The organism is Streptomyces sp. DT2A-34 (assembly GCF_030499515.1).
Classification (GTDB): Bacteria; Actinomycetota; Actinomycetes; order Streptomycetales; family Streptomycetaceae; genus Streptomyces.
This window is the reverse complement of sequence record NZ_JASTWJ010000001.1, coordinates 570517-590853: the sequence shown is the minus strand read 5'-3', so window position 1 is coordinate 590853 and position 20337 is coordinate 570517. Positions and strand designations below refer to the sequence as shown.

The window sequence follows — 20337 nt, the reverse complement described above, 5'->3', positions numbered from 1 at the left end:
CGTCCGCCGACGGCCGGTCGTCCCGCACGGACGACCGGCCGTTTTTCTGAGGAAATCGCTACTGGGTTGGCTGCTGCAATTGCGGTCGGACGACTTCGGATGACTGCGGACGACGGAGCTGATGGATGAACACCTCCAGCGAGAAGGTTGTCGAGGCACTGCGCGCCGCGATGAAGGACGCGGAGCGGCTGCGCAGGCAGAACCGGCAACTGGTCGCCGCCGCCACCGAACCGGTCGCGATCGTCGGCATGGCCTGCCGCTTCCCGGCCGGCATCGACTCCCCGGAACAGCTGTGGGAGCTCGTGGCCGCCGGGCGCGACGCCATCACCGGATTCCCCACCAACCGGGGCTGGGACATCGCCTCGCTGCTGGGCGGCGAGGTCGACGAGCGCGGCAACAGCCTGAGCGTCCAGGGCGGCTTCCTGCCCGCCCTCGCCGAGTTCGACCCCGGCTTCTTCGGCATCTCCCCGCGCGAAGCGGTCACCATGGACCCGCAGCAGCGCCTGCTCCTCGAGACCTCCTGGGAGGCCATCGAACGCGCGGGCATCGACCCGACCACCCTGCGCGGCTCCCGCACCGGCGTGTTCGTCGGCACCAACGGCCAGGACTACCAACACCTGCTGATCCGCGGCCTCGACGACGCCACCGGCGACGTCGGCACCGGCATCGCCGCCTCCGCCGAGTCCGGCCGCATCTCCTACGCCCTCGGCCTGGAGGGCCCCACCGTCACCGTCGACACCGCCTGCTCGTCCTCGCTGGTGTCACTGCACCTCGCCGTGCACGCCCTGCGCGCCGGAGAGTGCTCCCTGGCGCTCGCCGGGGGCGTCAACGTGATGTGCACGCCCGGTTCGCTCGTCGAGTTCAGCCGCGCCGGCGGCCTCGCGCGCGACGGCCGCTGCAAGGCGTTCTCCGACGACGCCGACGGCACCGGCTGGTCCGAGGGCGTCGGCATGCTGACGCTGGAACGCCTCTCCGACGCCCTCGCCCACGGGCACCCGGTGCTCGCCGTGGTGCGCGGCAGCGCGGTCAACTCCGACGGCGCCTCCAACGGCTTCACCGCCCCCAACGGCCGCGCCCAGCAGCGCGTCATCCGCCAGGCCCTGGACCGCGCCGGGGTGGCCGCCGGCGAGGTGGACGCCGTCGAGGCCCATGGCACCGGCACCCCCCTCGGCGACCCCATCGAGGCCCGCAGCCTCCTCGCCACCTACGGCCAGGACCGCGACGTACCGCTCTACCTGGGCTCCGTGAAGTCCAACATCGGGCACACCCAGGCCGCCGCCGGTGTCGCCGGTGTCATCAAGATGGTCATGGCCATGCGCCACGGCGTCGTGCCGCGGACTCTGCACGTCTCGCGACCGTCCACACACATCGACTGGGTCACCGGTTCGGTGCAGTTGGCCACCTCCGACATCGAGTGGCCCATCACGGACCATCCGCGCCGCGCTGCCGTCTCGTCCTTCGGCGTCAGCGGCACCAACGCGCACGTGATCCTGGAGCAGGCGCCCGCGGCGGACACTCCCGAGCCCGCGGCTCGCCCTGCGCACGCGGTGCCGTGGATCGTCTCGGCCAAGTCCGATGAGGCGTTGAGCGAGCAGGTTGGGGCGCTGCGGGGTATCGAGGGCGACGCGGCCGACATCGGCTTCTCCCTGGCGACCACGCGGTCGTTGTTCGAGCACCGGGCGGTGGTGCTGGACGGCGAGGAGATAGCCAGGGGAGTGGCGGGCGGCGCGAAGCCGGCGGCCGTGCTCTTCTCCGGGCAGGGCTCTCAACGGCTGGGCATGGGACGGGAGTTGTACGAGCGGTTCCCGGTGTTCGCGCGTGCTCTGGACGACGTACTCGCGCATCTCGACCCGGCGCTGCGGGACGTGATGTGGGGCGAGGACGAGGAGGCCCTGAACCGGACCGGTTGCACACAACCGGCGTTGTTCGCCTTCGAAGTCGCGCTGTACCGGCTGGCCGAGTCCTTCGGCGTGCAGGCGGAGAGCCTTGCCGGTCATTCGATCGGTGAGATCGCGGCGGCGCATGTGGCGGGTGTCCTCAGCCTGGAGGACGCGGCGAAGCTGGTGTCGGCGCGGGCGGCGCTGATGCAGGCGCTGCCGCCCGGGGGCGCGATGGTGGCGATCGAGGCCACCGAAGAGGAAGTCGCCGCGCAGCTCACCGAGTTGGTGTCGATAGCGGCCGTGAACGGCCACTCCTCAGTGGTGATCGCGGGTGACGAGACCGAGGTCGAGCGGATCGCCGAAGTCTTCGGTGGCCGCCGGACCAAGCGGCTGAAGGTCTCCCACGCCTTCCACTCGCCGCTGATGGACCCGATGCTGGACGACTTCCGTGCCGCCATCGCCGGGCTGACGTTCCGGGAGCCGCAGATCCCGATCGTGACCAGCGGCGATGTGACCGACCCGGAGTACTGGGTCCGCCACGTGCGCGAGACGGTCCGTTTCCACGACCACGTCACCGCCCTGGGCTCGAAGTCCCTCCTGGAGATCGGCCCGGACGGCGTCCTGTCCGCGATGGCCGCCGCCGCGGGCGCGGTTGCCGTCCCCGCGCAGCGCAAGAACCTCGACGAGCCGACCGCCTTCGTCACCGCCCTGGCCCGCCTGCACGTGACAGGCACCGCAGTCGACTGGGTGCCGTTCTACGAGGGCGGCCGCCGCTCAGACCTCCCCACCTACCCCTTCCAACGGCAGCGTTACTGGCCGTCGGTGTCGGTCAGCGCCGGTGACGCCCACGGACTGGGGCTCACGCCCGCCGACCACCCCCTGCTCGGCGCCGCCATGACCGTCGCCGGGTCCGGGGAGCTGATCCTCACCGGGAGCCTGTCGCGGGCAACCCACCCGTGGCTGGCGGACGCGCCGCTGTTCCCCAGTGCCGGGGTGGTCGAGCTGGCCTTGCGTGCGGCGGACCAGGCCGGCTGCGAGCGGATCGCGGAACTCACCACTGTCGCCCCGCTGGTGCTGCCCGAGGCGGCGCCCGTGCAGGTGCAGTTGTGGGTCGGACGGCCGGACTCGGACGGGCGGCGGGAGCTGCGGTTCCACTCGCGGCTCGGCGACGGCGAGTGGATCGAGCACGCCACGGGTGTGCTCGCGCCGGGGGAGCGGACCGAGCGGTTCGACGCCTCCGTGTGGCCGCCGCGGGGCGCCAAGGTCGTCGGCATCGACGGCTTCTACGACGACACCGACCACGGCGAGGCGTTCCAGGGCCTCAGGGCGGTCTGGCGGCGCGGTGACGAGGTGTTCGCCGAGGTCGCCCTGCCCGGCGAGGCCAAGGGGTTCGGTATCCACCCCGCGCTGCTCGACGCCGCCGTGCACGCCGCCGCCCACCTGGGCCTCGACGGCGTGGCCACCCACTGGCGGGACGTCGGCCTGCACGCCTCGGGCGCCGCCGTGCTGCGCGTGCGGCTGACGGCGACCGACGGCGGGGTCACGCTCTCCGCCGCCGACCCGGCCGGCGCGCCCGTGCTCTCCGCCGCCCGTGTCACGGTCCAGGAGGTCGGCGAACTCGCAGCGCGCACCGACGCGGACTCGCTGTTCCGGCTCGACTGGGTGCCCCAGGAGGTGCCGGCGCCCGGCGGGGAGCGCTGGGCGCTGCTCGGGGAGGACGCCTTCGGGCTCGACGTGCGGGACTTCGTGTCGTCGTCGGCGGACGGGGCCGACCCGGACGTGAACACCGACCCGGACGTGGTCCTCGTACCCCTCATGGGGGAGCCCGGGCCCGAGTCCGCACACGCACTCGCCGCGCGGGCACTGGAGATCGTCCAGGAGTGGCTGCCGACGAGGGCACGCCTGCTGTTCGTGACGCGTGGCGCGGTGTCCGGCGAGGACGTGTCGGCGGGCGCCGTGTGGGGCTTGGTGCGCTCGGCGCAGTTGGAGCACCCGGGCCGGTTCCTGCTCGTCGACCTCGACGGATCGGCGGAGTCGGCCGCCGTCCTGCCGGGCCTGCCCGCGCTCATCGACGTCGGTGAGACACAGGTCGTGGTGTACGACGGCGAGGCGCGCGTCGGCCGGCTGGCCAAGGCTCCCCGGTACGAGGGCGAGGCGCCCGACTGGACCGGCACCGTCCTGGTCACCGGCGGCACCGGCGGGCTCGGCGCGATCATGGCGCGGCACCTCGTGGAGCGCGGCGCCCGCAAGTTGCTGCTGGTCAGCAGGCGAGGGCAGGACGCGCCCGGGGCGGCGGAGCTGCGGGGCGAACTCGTCGCGCAGGGTGCGGAGGTGACCGTACGGTCCTGCGATGTCGGCGACCGCGAGGCGCTGGCCGCGCTGCTGGCCGACGTCGACGACCTCCGTGCCGTCGTCCACACGGCGGGCGTGCTCGACGACGGCGTCATCGGCTCACTGACCGCGGACCGGCTCGGCACCGTGCTGCGGCCCAAGGCCGACGCGGCCTGGCATCTGCACGAACTGACCCGGGACAAGGACCTCGCGGCGTTCGTCCTGTACTCGTCGGTGTCCGGCCTGCTCGGCGCCGCCGGGCAGGCCAACTACGCGGCGGGCAACACCTATCTGGACGTGCTCGCCGCGCACCGCCGGTCCCTCGGCCTGCCCGCGCTGTCGCTGGCGTGGGGCGCCTGGGACTCCGGCGCCGGCATGACCGCCACCCTGGACGCCACCGCCCTGCGCCGGATGCCCGTGCTGTCCGTCGCCCAGGGCCTGGCCCTGTTCGACGCGGCGCTGCGCTCCGACGAGCCGCTGCTCGCGCCCCTGGCCCCCGGCGCCTCCGGCGGCAGCGGCCCCGTACCGGCGTTGCTGCGCGGACTCACCCGCGCCGGGCGCCGCGTCGCCGCCACCGCGTCCGGCGACACCGCCCAGCGGCTCGCCGGGCTGGCCGGCGAGGAACGGCAGCGGCTGCTGCTCGACCTCGTGCGCACCGAGGCCGCCAAGGTCATCGGGTACGACTCGGCCGACTCCGTGGGCGCCGAGAAGGAGTTCCGCGCGCTCGGCTTCGACTCGCTCACCGCGATCGAGCTGCGCAACGCCCTCACCGCGGCGACCGGGCTCGCCCTGCCCGCGACCCTGATCTTCGACTATCCGACCCCGGCCGTGCTGGCCGGTCACCTGCTGGCCGAACTCCTCGGCGAAAGCGGCGAGTTGGAGGCGGTGGCGCAGGGCGTCGCCGACGCCGACGACCCGATCGTGATCGTCGGCATGGGCTGCCGTTTCCCCGGCGGAGTGCGTTCGCCCGAGGAGCTGTGGCGGCTGCTGTACGACGGCGAGGACGCCATCTCCGGCTTCCCCACGGACCGCGGCTGGGAGCAGGAGGCCCTCGCGGCGGGCGGCACGGGCGAGGGCGGATTCCTGTACGGGGCCGCCGAGTTCGACGCCGGTTTCTTCGGTATCTCCCCGCGCGAGGCCCTCGCCATGGACCCGCAGCAGCGCCAGCTGCTGGAGGTGGCCTGGGAGGCGGTCGAGCACGCCGGCATCGACGCCGCCACCCTGCGCGGCACCAGGACCGGTGTGTTCGTCGGCACCAACGGCCAGGACTACACCAACCTCGTCCTGCGAGCGCGCGGCGACATCGAGGGCCATGCGAGCACGGGCCTCGCCGCCGCCGTGATCTCCGGCCGCCTGTCGTACGTGTTCGGCTTCGAGGGGCCCGCCCTCACCGTCGACACCGCGTGCTCGTCGTCGCTGGTCGCCCTGCACCTCGCGGCACAGTCCCTGCGCTCCGGGGAGTCCGCACTCGCCCTGGTCGGCGGTGTCACGGTCATGTCGACGCCGATGAACTTCGCCGGCTTCCACGCCCAGGGCGGCCTCGCGGCCGACGCCCGCTGCCGTGCCTTCTCCGACGACGCCGACGGCACGGGCTGGTCCGAGGGCGCCGGCATCGTCGTACTCGAACGGCAGTCGGATGCGCTGCGCAACGGGCACCGGATCCTGGCCGTGGTGCGCGGGTCGGCCGTCAACCAGGACGGGGCGTCCAACGGGCTCACGGCGCCGAACGGTCCGGCGCAGCAGCGGGTGATCCGGCAGGCGCTGGCGAACGCCGGGCTGTCCGCGGCGGACGTGGACGCCGTGGAGGCGCACGGCACCGGCACCCGGCTCGGCGACCCGATCGAGGCGCAGGCGCTGCTCGCCGCCTACGGACGCGACCGCGAGACGCCGCTGTACCTGGGCGCCGTCAAGTCCAACCTGGGGCACACCCAGGCGGCGGCGGGCGTCGCCGGTGTCATCAAGACGGTCCTGGCGCTGCGGCACGGGGTGCTGCCCAGGACGCTGCACGTGACCGAGCCGTCCTCGCACGTCGACTGGTCGGCGGGCGCGGTCTCGCTGCTCACCGACAACACCCCGTGGCCGCGGGCGGACCGGCCGCGCCGGGCGGGCGTCTCCTCGTTCGGCCTCAGCGGCACCAACGCGCACATCATCCTGGAGCAGGGGCCCGTCGAACCCGCCGCCCCGGCCGCCGGGCCCCGCACGGAACCGGTCCCGTGGCTCGTCTCCGCGAAGTCCGAGGCGGCGCTGCGGGCCCAGGTCGAGCAGGTGCGCGCGCTGACGGGCGGCGACCCCGTCGACATCGGGCACTCGCTGGCCGCCTCCCGGACCCTGTTCGAGCACCGGGCCGTACTGCTCGACGGCACGGAACTCGCCTCCGGCGTCGCCGCCGACCGGACCCTCGCCGTGCTGTTCTCCGGGCAGGGCGCCCAACGCCTCGGCATGGGACGGGAGTTGTACGCACGGCAGCCGGTGTTCGCCGCCGCACTGGACGAGGCCCTTGCCCAGCTCGACCCGTCGGTCCGCGAGGTCATGTGGGGGGACGACGAGGCGGCGCTGAACCGGACCGGGCACACCCAGCCCGCCCTGTTCGCCGTCGAGGTCGCCCTCTACCGGCTGATCGACTCCTACGGGGTCAGGCCGCGACTGCTGGCCGGGCACTCGGTCGGCGAGATCGCCGCCGCCCATGTCGCCGGGGTGCTCGACCTGGCCGACGCGGCCCGGCTCGTCGCCGCCCGTGCCCGGCTGATGGAGGCGCTGCCCGCCGGCGGCGCGATGATCGCGATCCGGGCCACCGAACAGGAGGTCCTGCCGCATCTCACCCCCGAGGTGTCGATCGCCGCGGTCAACGGCCCCAACTCCGTGGTCGTGGCCGGAGTCGAGACCGAGGCGGCGCGGGTCGCGGCCCACTTCGAGGGCATCGGGCGGAAGGCGACGCGGCTGCGGGTGTCCCACGCGTTCCACTCGCCGCTCATGGACCCCATGCTGGAGGACTTCCGCGCCGCGATCGCCGACCTGACGTTCCGTGAACCGAGCATCCCGGTCGTGACCAGCGGCGACGTGACCGATCCCGAGTACTGGGTGCGCCATGTGCGCGACGCGGTCCGCTTCCACGACAACGTCGTACGGCTGCGGGAGCGTGGCGCGACGGCGTTCCTGGAGGTCGGCCCCGACGGCGTGCTGTCCGCGCTGGTCGAGGACGCGGTGCCGGTGCTGCGCCGGGACCGCGACGAGGCGACCGCGCTGCTCACCGCCCTCGCCCGGCTGCACGTCAGCGGCGTCGAGGTCGACTGGTCACCCTGCTACCCCGGCGGGCGGCTCGTCGACCTGCCGACCTATCCGTTCCAGCACGAGCGGTACTGGCCCGAGACCGCCGACGCCGGGGCGATGGTGCAGGACCCGGCCGACGCCGCGTTCTGGGCCGCCGTGGAGAGCGCGGACGTCGCCTCCCTGTCCGCGACCCTCGGCCTCGACGCCGACACCCTCGACGGCGTGCTGCCCGCGCTGTCCGCGTGGCGCGGCCGGCGCAAGGCCCGCTCCACCGTGGACTCCTGGCTGCACCGCGAGACCTGGCAGCCCGTCACCGGACTGACCCCCGCCACGGGCCCCTGGCTGGTCATCGTGGCGCGCGACGCGGCCGACGACCCGTGGGTCACCGCCGTCGTCACCGCCCTCGGCGATGCCACCCGCCTGGACGTCCCGGCGGCGGCCGACCGTTCCCAACTCGCCGTGCTGCTCGCCGAGTTCGACACGAGCGGATACACCGGCGTCGTCTCCTTGATGGCGCTCGACGACCCGGGCGACCAGACTCCGGCCGTCGCCACCGCCACCCTCCTGCAGGCCCTCGGTGACGCCGGGATCACCGCGCCCCTGTGGGCCGTGACCCGCGCGGCGGTGTCCGTCGGCCGCGCCGACCCCGTCGCCCACCCGTGGCAGGCCGGCGTCTGGGGACTCGGCCGGGTCGCCGCCCTGGAACACCCCGGGCGCTGGGGCGGCCTCGTCGACCTGCCCGAAGAGCTCGACGAACGCGCCGTACGGCGCCTGCTGACCGTCCTCGGCTCGACCGAGGACCAGGTCGCCGTACGCGACTCCGGTGTCTTCGGCCGACGTGTCGTCGTGGCGCCGCGCGCACCCGGCGGCCCCGAGTGGGAGCCCTCCGGCACCGTGGTCGTCACCGGCGGCACCGGCGCCCTCGGCCGCCACGTCGCCCGCGACCTCGCCGCCCGGGGCGCCGCCCGCGTCGTCCTGCTCAGCCGCCGGGGCCCGGACGCGCCCGGCGCCGCCGAACTCCGCGCGGAACTGGGCGGACTCGGCGCGGACATCGTGATCGCCGCCTGCGACGCCGCCGACCGCGAGGCCGTCGCCGCGCTGTTGGACGGCATCGACGACCTCACCGCCGTGGTCCACGCCGCCGGTGTCCTCGACGACGGCGTCCTGGAGGGCCTGTCGCCCGAGCGGTTCGCCGACGTCTTCCGCGCCAAGGCGCAGGCCGCGTTCGTCCTCGACGAGCTGACCCGCGCACGCGACCTCGACGCCTTCGTACTGTTCTCCTCGGTCGCCGGCGCGGTCGGCAACCCCGGGCAGGCCAACTACGCCGCCGCCAACGCCGTCCTCGACGCCCTCGCCCAGCGCCGGCGCGCCGCCGGTCTCGCCGCGACCTCCGTCGCCTGGGGAGCGTGGGCCGGCGACGGCATGGCCGGAGGCGAACGCGCCGCGGCCGCCATCCGGCAGACCGGCGCCACCAGCCTCGACCCCGCCCTCGCGCTCGAAGCCCTGCGGCACGTGGTCGCCGAGCCCGCCGCGACCGCCGTCGTCGCCGATCTGCGCCACCCGCAGCTGCTCAGCGCCCTGCTGAGCCTGCGCCCCACCCCCGTCCTCGGCGAACTGCCCGGCGCCCGCGGCGTGCTCGACGCGCTCGACGCCGCCCGGCGCGACAGCGAGTCCGCCGGCGCCGCCCTGCGCGGCAGCCTGCGCGCCCTGCCCGAGGGCGAACGCATCGCACCCGTACTGGAGTTGGTGCGCACCCGGGCGGCGGCCGTGCTCGGCCACTCCGGCAAGGAGGCCGTCGCCGCGGACAAGGCGTTCCGCGACATCGGGTTCGACTCGCTCACCGCCGTCGACCTGCGCAACCAGCTCACCGAGGTCACCGGGCTCGCCCTGCCCGCCGGACTCGTCTTCGACCACCCCAGCCCCCGCGCCCTCGCCGAGTTCCTCCTCGGCGAACTCCTCGGCACCGGGGCCGACCTGGCCGACACCGACGTGGTCCGCACCACGGACGACATCGCCATCGTCGGCATGGCCTGCCGCTTCCCCGGCGGCATCGACTCGCCCGAGGACCTGTGGACGCTGCTCGTCGAGGGACGGGACGCGATCACCGAGTTCCCGGCCGACCGCGGCTGGGAACTCGGCGCCCTCGCCAGCTCCACCGGACGCGGCGGATTCCTCACCGGCGTCGCGGACTTCGACCCCGCCTTCTTCGGCATCTCGCCCCGCGAGGCCCTCGCCATGGACCCGCAGCAACGGCTGCTCCTCGAAACGTCCTGGGAGGCGGTCGAACGCGCCGGCGTCGACCCCGGCTCGCTGCGCGGCAGCCGCACCGGCGTGTTCTACGGCACCAACGGGCAGGACTACCAGCACGTCGTGATGGCCTCCGACGAGGACCTGGAGGGCCACGCCGGCACCGGGCTCGCGGCCAGCGTGATCTCCGGGCGCGTCTCCTACGCGCTGGGCCTCGAAGGGCCCGCCGTCACCGTCGACACCGCCTGCTCCTCGGCGCTGGTCGCGCTGCACCTCGCCGCGCAGGCGCTGCGGGCCGGGGAGTGCTCGCTCGCGTTCGCCGGCGGGGTGACCGTGATGGCGACGCCGACCAGCTTCTCGGGGTTCTCCCGGCAGGGCGGGCTCGCCCCGGACGGCCTGTGCAAGGCGTTCTCCGACGACGCCGACGGCACCGGATGGTCCGAGGGCGTGGGCGTCCTCGTCGTCGAGCGGCTCTCCGACGCGGTGGCCGCAGGGCACCCCGTCCTCGCCGTCGTACGCGGCTCCGCCTTCAACCAGGACGGCGCCTCCAACGGCCTCACGGCGCCGAACGGCCCGTCGCAGCAGCGCGTCATCCGGCAGGCGCTGGCCAGCGGCGGACTGCGGCCCGCCGACGTCGACGCCGTCGAGGCCCACGGCACCGGCACCACCCTCGGCGACCCCATCGAGGCCGAGGCCCTCATCGCCGCCTACGGCCACGACCGGCCCGCCGACCGGCCGCTGCGGCTCGGCTCCGTCAAGTCGAACCTGGGCCACACCCAGGCCGCGGCGGGCGCGGCCGGCGTCATCAAGACGGTGCTGGCGCTGCGGAACGGCGTGCTGCCCCGGACCCTCCACGTCACCGAACCGTCGTCGCACATCGACTGGTCCACCGGCGCCGTATCGCTCCTGACCGAAACCACGGACTGGCCCGCGACCGGCGGCCGGCCGCGCCGCGCCGGCGTCTCCTCGTTCGGCATCAGCGGCACCAACGCGCACGTGATCCTGGAGGAGGCACCCGCCCGGGAACTGCCCGCCCCCGAGGCTCCCGCCGCCCGCCAGGGCGCCGCGCCCGCCCCCGAGCATGCGCCACCGGCCCCGTGGATCGTCTCCGCGAAGTCCCCGGCCTCGCTCCGCGCCCAGGTCGAGAAGACGGCCCAACTCCCGGGCGACCCCGCCGACATCGGCTACTCGCTGGTCGCCTCCCGGACCCTGTTCGAGCACCGCGCGGTGCTGCTCGACGGCGCCGAGATCGCCTCCGGCGTGGCGGCCGAGCAGACCCTGGCCGTTCTGTTCTCCGGGCAGGGCTCACAGCGTCTCGGCATGGGCCGCCAGCTGTACGAGCGGTTCCCGGTCTTCGCCACCGCCCTGGACGACGTACTCGTCCACCTCGATCCGGCCCTGCGCGAGGTGATCTGGGGCGACGACGCGGAGGCACTGAACCGCACCGGGAACACCCAGCCCGCGCTGTTCGCCGTCGAAGTCGCCCTGTACCGGCTCCTGGAGTCCTTCGGCGTCCGGCCCGCGCTCCTCGCAGGCCACTCCATCGGCGAGATCGCGGCGGCCCATGTCGCCGGGGTGCTGTCGCTCGCCGACGCCGCCGAACTGGTCACCGCCCGCTCCGCCCTCATGGACGCGCTGCCGCCCGGCGGCGCGATGGTCGCCGTACAGGCCACCGAGGCCGAGGTTGCCCCGCACCTCACCGCGAACGTCTCGGTCGCCGCCGTCAACGGGCCCGACTCCGTGGTCATCGCGGGCGACGAGCACGAGGTGCTGCGCATCGCCGAACGGTGGAGGCACAAGCGGCTGAAGGTGTCGCACGCCTTCCACTCCCCGCTGATGGACCCGATGCTCGACGACTTCCGTACGGCTCTCGCCGGGCTCTCCTTCCACGAGCCCGCGATCCCGCTGTTCACCAGCGGCGATGTCACCGACCCCGAGTACTGGGTCGCCCACGTCCGGGACGCGGTGCGGTTCGCCGACAACGTGGACCGGCTGCGCGCGGCGGGCGCCACCAGGTTCCTGGAGGTCGGGCCCGACGGCGTCCTGTCGGCCCTCGTCGACGGTGCCGTGCCCGCGCTGCGCAGGGACCGTCCTGAGGCGACCGCCCTGGCCACCGCCCTCGCCCGGCTGCACGTCGACGGCGTGCCCGTCGACTGGGCGCCGTGGTTCCCGCAGAGCCGCCTCGTCGACCTGCCCACCTACGCCTTCGACCACCAGCGCTTCTGGCCCCGCGCCTCCGTCGGCGGCCGCGCAGGCGACCCCACCGCGTACGGGCTGGCCCCGGGCGGCCACCCGCTGCTCGGCGCCTCGGTGTCCGTCGCCGGCACCGACGAACTGGTGCTGTCGGGCCGGCTGTCCCCGGCGCTCCAACCGTGGCTCGCCGACCATGTAGTCGGCGGCGCGGTGCTGTTCCCCGGCACCGGGTTCCTCGACCTCGCCATCCGCGCCGGCGACGTCACCGGCTGCGACCGCGTGGACGGACTCACCATCGTCGTACCCCTGGTCCTGCCCGAACGCGACGCCGTGCCCGTCCAGGTCCGCGTCGGCGCCCCCGACGACAGCGGCCGGCGCGCGGTGAGCGTCCACTCCCGCCCGACCGGCTCCGACACCTGGGTCCAGCACGCGAGCGGCACCCTCGCGGAGGGCCCGCACCAGGCCGCCCTCGACACCGCGCAGTGGCCGCCCGCCGGAGCTGACCCCGTCGACCTGGACGGCTTCTACGACACCCTGGGCGAGGCCGGCCTGTCCTACGGGCCGGTGTTCCGGGGCCTGAAGGCCGCCTGGCGCGCGGGCGGCGACGTCTACGTCGAGGTCGCGCTGCCCGACGACGCCGAGGACGCGGCCCGGTTCGGTGTGCACCCTGCCCTGCTGGACTCCGCCCTGCACGCCATCACGTTCGTCGAGGGCGCGGGCCAGGGCCTGCCCTTCGAGTGGAACGGCGTGTCCCTGCACGCCATCGGCCCGTCGCGGCTACGCGTACGACTGTCGCCCGCCGGCGGCGACGCCGTCTCCGTCACCGCGGTCGACGCCGAGGGCGCCCCGGTCCTGTCGGCCAAGTCCCTCGTGGTGCGCAGACCGTCCACCGAACGGCCCGCACCCGGCGCCGACCTGCGCGACTCCCTGTTCCGCGTCGAGTGGACCCGCATACCGCTCCCCGACACGGACGCCGAAGCCGCCGACATACGGATCGTCGAGGTCACCGGCGGCACCGACGCCGCCTCCGCGCACACCGAGACCGCCCGGGTGCTGGAGCTCCTCCAACAGGCCGACCAGCGCACGGTGTTCGTGACCCGCGGCGCCGCCGCCATCGGCGACGAACCCGTCACCGACCTCGGCGCAGCCGCCGTGTGGGGCCTGGTGCGCAGCGCCCAGGCCGAGAACCCCGGCCGGTTCCTGCTCGTCGACCTCGACGCCGGCGGCAAGCTCAGCCCCGGCATGCTGGTCACCGAGGAACAGCAGCTGATCGTGCGCGACGGCGTCACCCACGCCGGCCGACTCGCCCGGATCGCCGGCGGACCGTCCCTCGTGCCGCCCGTGGGCGTGCCGTGGCGGCTCGACACCACCGCCAAGGGCAGCGTCGACGCACTGACCCTCGCCCCCTGCCCCGAGGTCGCCGAACCCCTCACCGGCCGACAGGTGCGCGTCGCCATCCGCGCGGCCGGCCTCAACTTCCGCGACGTCCTCAACGCACTCGGCATGTACCCGGGCGAGGCAGGCTCGTTCGGCGCCGAGGCAGCGGGCGTCGTCGTCGAGACCGGCCCCGAGGTGACCGGGCTGCGCCCCGGCGATCCGGTCTTCGGCATGCTGTTCGGCGGCATGGGCCCGCTCGGCGTCATCGACGAGCGCTACCTCACCCGGCTCCCCGACGGCTGGACCTTCGAACAGGGCGCCTCCGTACCGCTGGTGTTCCTCACCGCGTACTACGCCCTCGTCGAACTCGGCCAGGTGCGCCCCGGCGAGAAGGTGCTCGTCCACGCAGGTGCCGGCGGGGTCGGCATGGCGGCCGTCCAGGTCGCCCGGCACCTCGGTGCCGAGGTCTTCGCCACCGCGAGCGAGGGCAAGTGGGACGTGCTGCGCGGCCTCGGCCTCGACGACGACCACATCGCCTCCTCCCGCGACACCGCGTTCGAGACCAAGTTCGCCCAGTCCGGTCGGTCCGGTCGGTCCGGTCGGTCCGGTCAGTCCGGCCAGTCCGGCCAGGGCATCGACGTCGTACTCAACGCGCTGACCGGCGAGTTCATCGACGCCTCGCTGCGGCTGCTCGGCGCGGGCGGCCGGTTCCTGGAGATGGGCAAGACCGACCTGCGCGAGGACCCGCCCGGCATCGCCTACCGGCCCTTCGACCTCGGCGAGGCCCACCCCGACCACATCCAGCGCATGCTGCTCGCCCTCGTCGAGCTGTTCGACCAGGAGGTCCTGGAGCCGCTGCCGATCAGCACCTGGGACGTACGGCGGGCCCGGGACGCGTTCCGGTACATGAGCCGCGCCCAGCACATCGGCAAGATCGTCATCACCGTGCCGGGCGGCTGGGACCCCGACGGCACGGTCCTGATCACCGGCGGCACCGGCGGGCTCGGCGCGGAACTCGCCCGCCACCTCGTCGAGCGCGGTGCCCGCAGGCTGCTGCTGCTCAGCCGACGCGGCCTGGATGCGCCCGGCGCGCTGGAGCTGCAGGCCGAACTGCTGGCCCACGGTGCCGACGTCACCGTCGCCGCGTGCGACGCCGCCGACCGGGACGCGCTCGCGGCCGTCCTGGACGGCGTGGACGACCTCACCGCGGTCGTCCACACGGCCGGTGTGCTGGACGACGGCGTGATCGCCTCGCTGACCCCGGACCGGCTCGGCGCGGTGCTGCGGCCCAAGGCGGACGCCGCCTGGAACCTGCACGAGCTGACCCGGGACAAGGACCTCGTGGCGTTCGTCCTGTACTCGTCGGTGTCCGGTGTGCTCGGCACCGCGGGGCAGGGCAACTACGCGGCGGGCAACGCCTTCCTCGACGCCCTCGCCCAGTACCGGCGCTCGCTCGGGCTGCCCGCGCTCTCCCTGGCTTGGGGCGCGTGGAGTTCCGAGGCCGGCATGACCCGCACGATGGACGCGGCGGCGCTGGAGCGGCTGGAGAAGTCCAGCATGCCGCCGATGCCCCTGGAGCACGGCCTCGCCCTGTTCGACGCAGCCACCGCGGTCGACGAACCGCTGCTGGTGCCGGCCCGCGTCATCACCGGCACCGTCACCACCGGCTTCCTGCCGCCGCTGCTGCGCAACCTGCTGCGGGGCCGCCGTACGGCCACCTCGGGCGGCACGGCGGCCGGGGCGCTGCGGCGCCTCGACGACGCCCGCCCCGCCGACCGGGTGCGCGCCCTCGTCGACGTGGTGCGCGGCGAGGCGGCAGCGGTGCTCGGGCACGCCTCGCCGGGCGCCGTGGACGCCGACCGCGAGTTCCGGGCCCTCGGCTTCGACTCGCTGACCTCGGTGGAACTGCGCAACCGCCTCGGCGCGGCGACCGGCCTGACGCTGCCCGCGACCCTGGTGTTCGACTACCCGACCCCGCAGGCACTCGGCGAGTACCTGGTCCCCGAGGTGTTCGGCGGCCCGGCAGGCGCCGAGGAGCCCGACCTGCCGTCCGGCGCGGCACGGCACGACGGCGAGGCGGTCGCGATCGTCGGCATCGCCTGCCGCTTCCCCGGCGGCGTCGACGGCCCCGAGGACCTCTGGGAGCTGGTCGCCGGGGGCCGTGACGCGATCACGCCGTTCCCCACCGACCGGGGCTGGGACGAGAACCTGGTCGGCGAGGGCGCCGGCCGCAGCGTCACCGGACAGGGCGGCTTCATCGAGGGCATCGCCGACTTCGACGCCGCGTTCTTCGGCATCTCGCCTCGCGAGGCCGTGTCCATGGACCCGCACCAGCGCCTCGTCCTGGAGACCTCCTGGGAGGCCCTGGAGCGCACCGGCATCGACCCGGTGGCGCTGCGCGGCACCCGTACCGGCGTCTACATCGGCGCCTCCGGGCAGGACTACGCGCACCTGATGCTCAACTCCGAGCAGTCCCTGGAGGGTTACTCCGGCACCGGCACCTCGCCGAGCGTCATCGCCGGCCGGCTGTCCTACGCGCTGGGCCTCGAAGGCCCGTCGATGACGGTCGACACGGCCTGCTCCTCGGCGCTCGTCTCCCTGCACCTGGCCGTGCAGGCGCTGCGCGGCGGGGAGTGCTCGCTGGCGCTGGCCGGCGGCGTGCAGGTGATGTCGGCGCCCGGCGCGTTCATGGAGTTCAGCCTGCAGAGCGGGCTCGCCCCCGACGGCCGCTGCAAGCCGTTCTCCGACAGCGCGGACGGCACCGCCTGGTCCGAGGGCATCGGCGTGCTCGTCGCCGAGCGGCTCTCCGACGCCGTGCGCAACGGGCACGAGGTGCTCGCCGTCGTACGCGGTTCGGCGATCAACCAGGACGGTGCGTCCAACGGCCTGACCGCGCCCAACGGTCCCTCGCAGCAGCGGGTGATCCGGCAGGCGCTGGCCTCCGCCGGGCTCACCGCCGCCGACGTGGACGCCGTCGAGGCGCACGGCACCGGCACCACCCTCGGCGACCCCATCGAGGCCCAGGCCCTCATCGCCGCCTACGGCCAGGATCGCGACGCCGACCGGCCTCTGCTGCTCGGCTCGATCAAGTCGAACATCGGCCACACCCAGGCCGCCGCCGGCGTCGCCGGGGTGATCAAGATGGTGATGGCGCTGCGCCACGAAGTGCTCCCGAGCACCCTGAACGTCACCGAGCCGACCACCCACGTCGACTGGTCCGCCGGATCGGTGTCCCTGCTCACCGAGGCCACCCCCTGGCCCACCGCGGACCGGCCGCGCCGCGCGGGCGTCTCCTCGTTCGGCCTCAGCGGCACCAACGCGCACGTCATCCTGGAGCAGGCCCCGCGGTCCGCTGAGAAGGCGCCGACCCCCGCCCCCGACACGGCACGACCGCCGGCCGCCTGGACCGTCTCCGCCAAGTCCGAAGCGGCGCTGGACGCCCAGCTCACCCGGCTCCGCGCGGTCGAGGCCGACCCGCTCGACGTCGGACTCTCCCTGCTCGACCGGTCCCGGTTCGAGCACCGCGCCGTACTCCTGGACGGCCACGAGATCGCCCGCGGCCGCGCCGGACGGCCCGAACTCGCCGTGCTGTTCTCCGGCCAGGGCGCCCAACGCCTGGGCATGGGACGGGAGTTGTACGACCGGTTCCCGGTGTTCCGTGCCGCGCTGGACGAGGTGCTGGCGCTCCTGGAGCCGGGGCTGCGCGACGTGATCTGGGGCGAGGACGAGGAGGCGCTGAACCGGACCGGCCACACCCAGCCCGCGCTGTTCGCCGTCGAGGTCGCCCTCTACCGGCTCGTCGAGTCCTACGGCGTCCGGCCCGCCTTCGTCGGTGGGCACTCCGTCGGCGAGATCGCCGCCGCCCACGTCGCCGGCGTGCTCACGCTGCGGGACGCGGCCACGCTGGTCACCGCGCGCGCCCGGCTGATGCAGGCGCTGCCCGCGGGCGGCGCGATGATCGCGATCCAGGCGACCGAGGACGAGGTGGCCCGGCTCCTCACCGCGAACGTCTCTATCGCCGCCGTCAACGGGCCCGACTCCGTCGTGCTCGCCGGTGACGAGAGCGAGGCCCGGCAGATCGCCGACGACTTCGCGAAGAACGGGCGGAAGACCAAGCGGCTGCCGGTCAGCCACGCCTTCCACTCGCCGCTGATGGAGCCGATGCTCGACGACTTCCGTGAGCTGCTCGCGGACCTGTCGTTCGCCCCGCCGCAGATCCCCGTGGTGTCCAACCTGACCGGACACCTCGTCACCGGCGACGAGCTGTGCTCGCCGCACTACTGGGTCCGCCACGTCCGTGCGCCCGTCCGCTTCGCCGACGGCGTCGCCGCGCTCGAAGCCGCAGGCACGGACACGGTCCTGGAGGTAGGTCCCACTGGTGTGCTCTCGGCCCTGCTCACCGAGTCCGCCTCCGCCGCGGCGATCCCGCTGCTGCGCGGCGACCGGGACGAACCCACCGCCCTGCTCACCGCACTCGCCCGGCTGCACGTCACGGGCGTGCACGTCGACTGGACGCCCCTGTTCGAGGGCACCGGCGCACGCCGGGTCGCGCTGCCGACGTACGCCTTCCAGCACGAGCGCTACTGGCCGACGCCGCTGCGGCAGACCGGCGACGTGAGCGCCGTCGGTCTCGGCCCCGTCGACCACCCCATCCTCGGCGCCGCCATGGCCGTCGCCGGATCGGACGCGGTGGTGTTCACCAACCGGCTCCCGGTCGGCTTCCCCGAGACCGCGTTCGCCGAGATCGCGTTCCGCGCCGCCGACCAGGTGGGCCTCGGCACCGTCGAGTCCCTCACCGTCACCGCCCCGCTGACAGCGGGCGTGCTCCAGGTGTGGGTGGGCGCACCCGACGGCGACGGCAGGCGGGAGCTGACCGTTCACTCCCGCTCCGCCGACGACGGGCCCTGGACTCCGCTCGCCTCCGGTGTCCTCGCGCCGGGCGAGCATGTCGCCGACTTCACGGGCGACGGCTGGACGCCCGTCGAACTGCCCGAAGGCGCCGCCGACGCCCAGTTCTACGGCGTGCACCCGGCGCTGCTGGACTGCGCCGTGCGGGACGGCGAGGCGGACCGGGTGCCCCTGGAGTGGCACGGCGTCTCCCTGCACGCCGTCGGCGCCTCGGCGCTGCGCGTGCGGTGGGGCGCGGACGGCTCGTTCGCCGCCGCCGACGGCAACGGAGCGCCGGTCCTCTCCGCCCGGTCGGTCACCTTCGGCGCCCCCCTCGCCGAACGCGCCGCGCAGAAGGACCTGTTCCGGCTCGACTGGGTGCCCGCGCAGCTCGACGCGGCCGGTGCGCCGACCGTGGCACGGGTGACGGACCTCGCCGAGGTCGGCACCACCGTGCCCGACGTCGTCGCCCTCGCCCTGGAGGCCGGCGAAGGCGAACTGCCGGGCACCGCACACGCGCTCGCCGGGCGCGCCCTGGCCGTCGTACGCGACTTCCTCGAAGACGACCGGTACGCCGACGCCCGCCTGGTGTTCACCACCCGCCCCGGCGACCTCGCGGCGGCCACCGTGTGGGGCCTGGTGCGCTCCGCGCAGTCCGAGAACCCCGGCCGACTCCTGCTCGTCGAGAGCGACGACCCGGCGCCCGCCCTGCCGCTCGCGCCCGCGCTGCTCGACTCCGGTGAGACCCAGGTCGTTCTACGCGACGGCGAGGTGCTGGTCGGACGGCTCGCCCGGGTCACCGGCGACGGCACACCGCGCGACTGGGACCCGGACGGCACCGTCCTGATCACCGGCGGCACCGGCGGCCTCGGCGCCGCACTCGCCCGCCACCTGGTGACGCGACGCGGCGTCAGGAACCTGCTGCTCGTCTCACGCCGGGGGCCGGACGCACCGGAGGCCGAGGCGCTGCGCGCGGAACTCTCCGCGCACGGCGCCGAGGTGACCGTCGCCGCGTGCGACGTCGCCGACCGTGCCGAGGTCGCCGAGCTGGTCGCGTCGGTGCCCACGCTGACGGCGGTGGTGCACACCGCGGGGGTGCTCGACGACTGCGTGATCGGCTCCCTGACCCCCGAACGGCTCGACGCGGTGCTGCGCCCCAAGGCCGACGGCGCCTGGAACCTGCACGAGGCGACCCGCGAGCACCGCTTGGCGGCGTTCGTCCTGTACTCGTCGGTGGCCGGTGTCACCGGCGCCGCCGGACAGGCCAACTACGCGGCGGCCAATGCCTTCCTCGACGCCCTCGCCGCCCACCGGCACGGCCTCGGCCTCGCCGCCACCTCCCTGGCGTGGGGGCCGTGGGCGCAGGACAGCGGCATGACCGCCCACCTCGCCGAGGGCGCCATGGACCGCCTCGGACGCTCCGGGATGCCACCGCTGTCCGAGGCACAGGGCCTCGCGCTGTTCGACGACGCCATCGCCCGCGAGGACGCGCTGCTGGTGCCCGCGCTGATCGCCACCGGTCGCACCGACCGGCCCGTCGAGGTCGCGGCGGTGCTGCGCGGCCTGGTGCGCGGCGGCAAGCGCACCGCAGGCGGCGGCACGACCGGGGCCGCACCCGACCTGGCGGGCCTGCTCGCCGAGCTGCCGCCCGAGGAGGGCGCGAAGTACCTGCTGGACCTGGTGTGCGGACACGCCGCCGGCGTCCTCGGGCACGCCACACCTGCCGCGATCGACGCCGACAAGGAGTTCCGCTCGCTCGGCTTCGACTCGCTCACCGCGGTGGAACTGCGCAACAGCCTGTCGTCGGCGACCGGCCTGAAGCTCGCCGCCACCTTGGTGTTCGACCATCCGACCCCGCAGGAACTCGCCGACCAGCTGGCCGGCGAACTGCTGGGCGCCGCCCCCGAGACCCCGGCGATCACCGCCGAACTCGACCGGCTGGAGGCGGCCCTCGCCGCCGGCACCCACGACGACCTCGCACAGTCGGGCGCCCTGGCCCGGCTGCGCAACCTCCTCGCCCAGTACGGCGGATCCGCCGCGCCCCAGGAGGAGACGGCGGTGGCCGACCGCCTCAGCGCCGCGAGCACCGACGAGGTCCTCGCCTTCATCGACAACGAACTCGGCCGACGTACCGAGAGCTGACCAGGAAGGTTTG

General features: G+C 74.6%; 1 protein-coding gene. It reads left to right on the top strand.

The genetic code is table 11. From position 1 onward, the window contains the following. Positions 1–125 precede the first annotated feature (125 nt). Positions 126–20324, top strand: coding sequence for a type I polyketide synthase (locus QQM39_RS02360; protein ID WP_301994906.1), 20199 nt, complete (start codon positions 126–128; stop codon positions 20322–20324). Positions 20325–20337: the final 13 nt, after the last annotated feature.

Excerpts from the sequence above, each read along its gene's own strand:
- QQM39_RS02360 (WP_301994906.1), top strand. The coding sequence starts at position 126 with ATGAACACCTCCAGCGAGAAGGTTGTCGAGGCACTGCGCGCCGCGATG.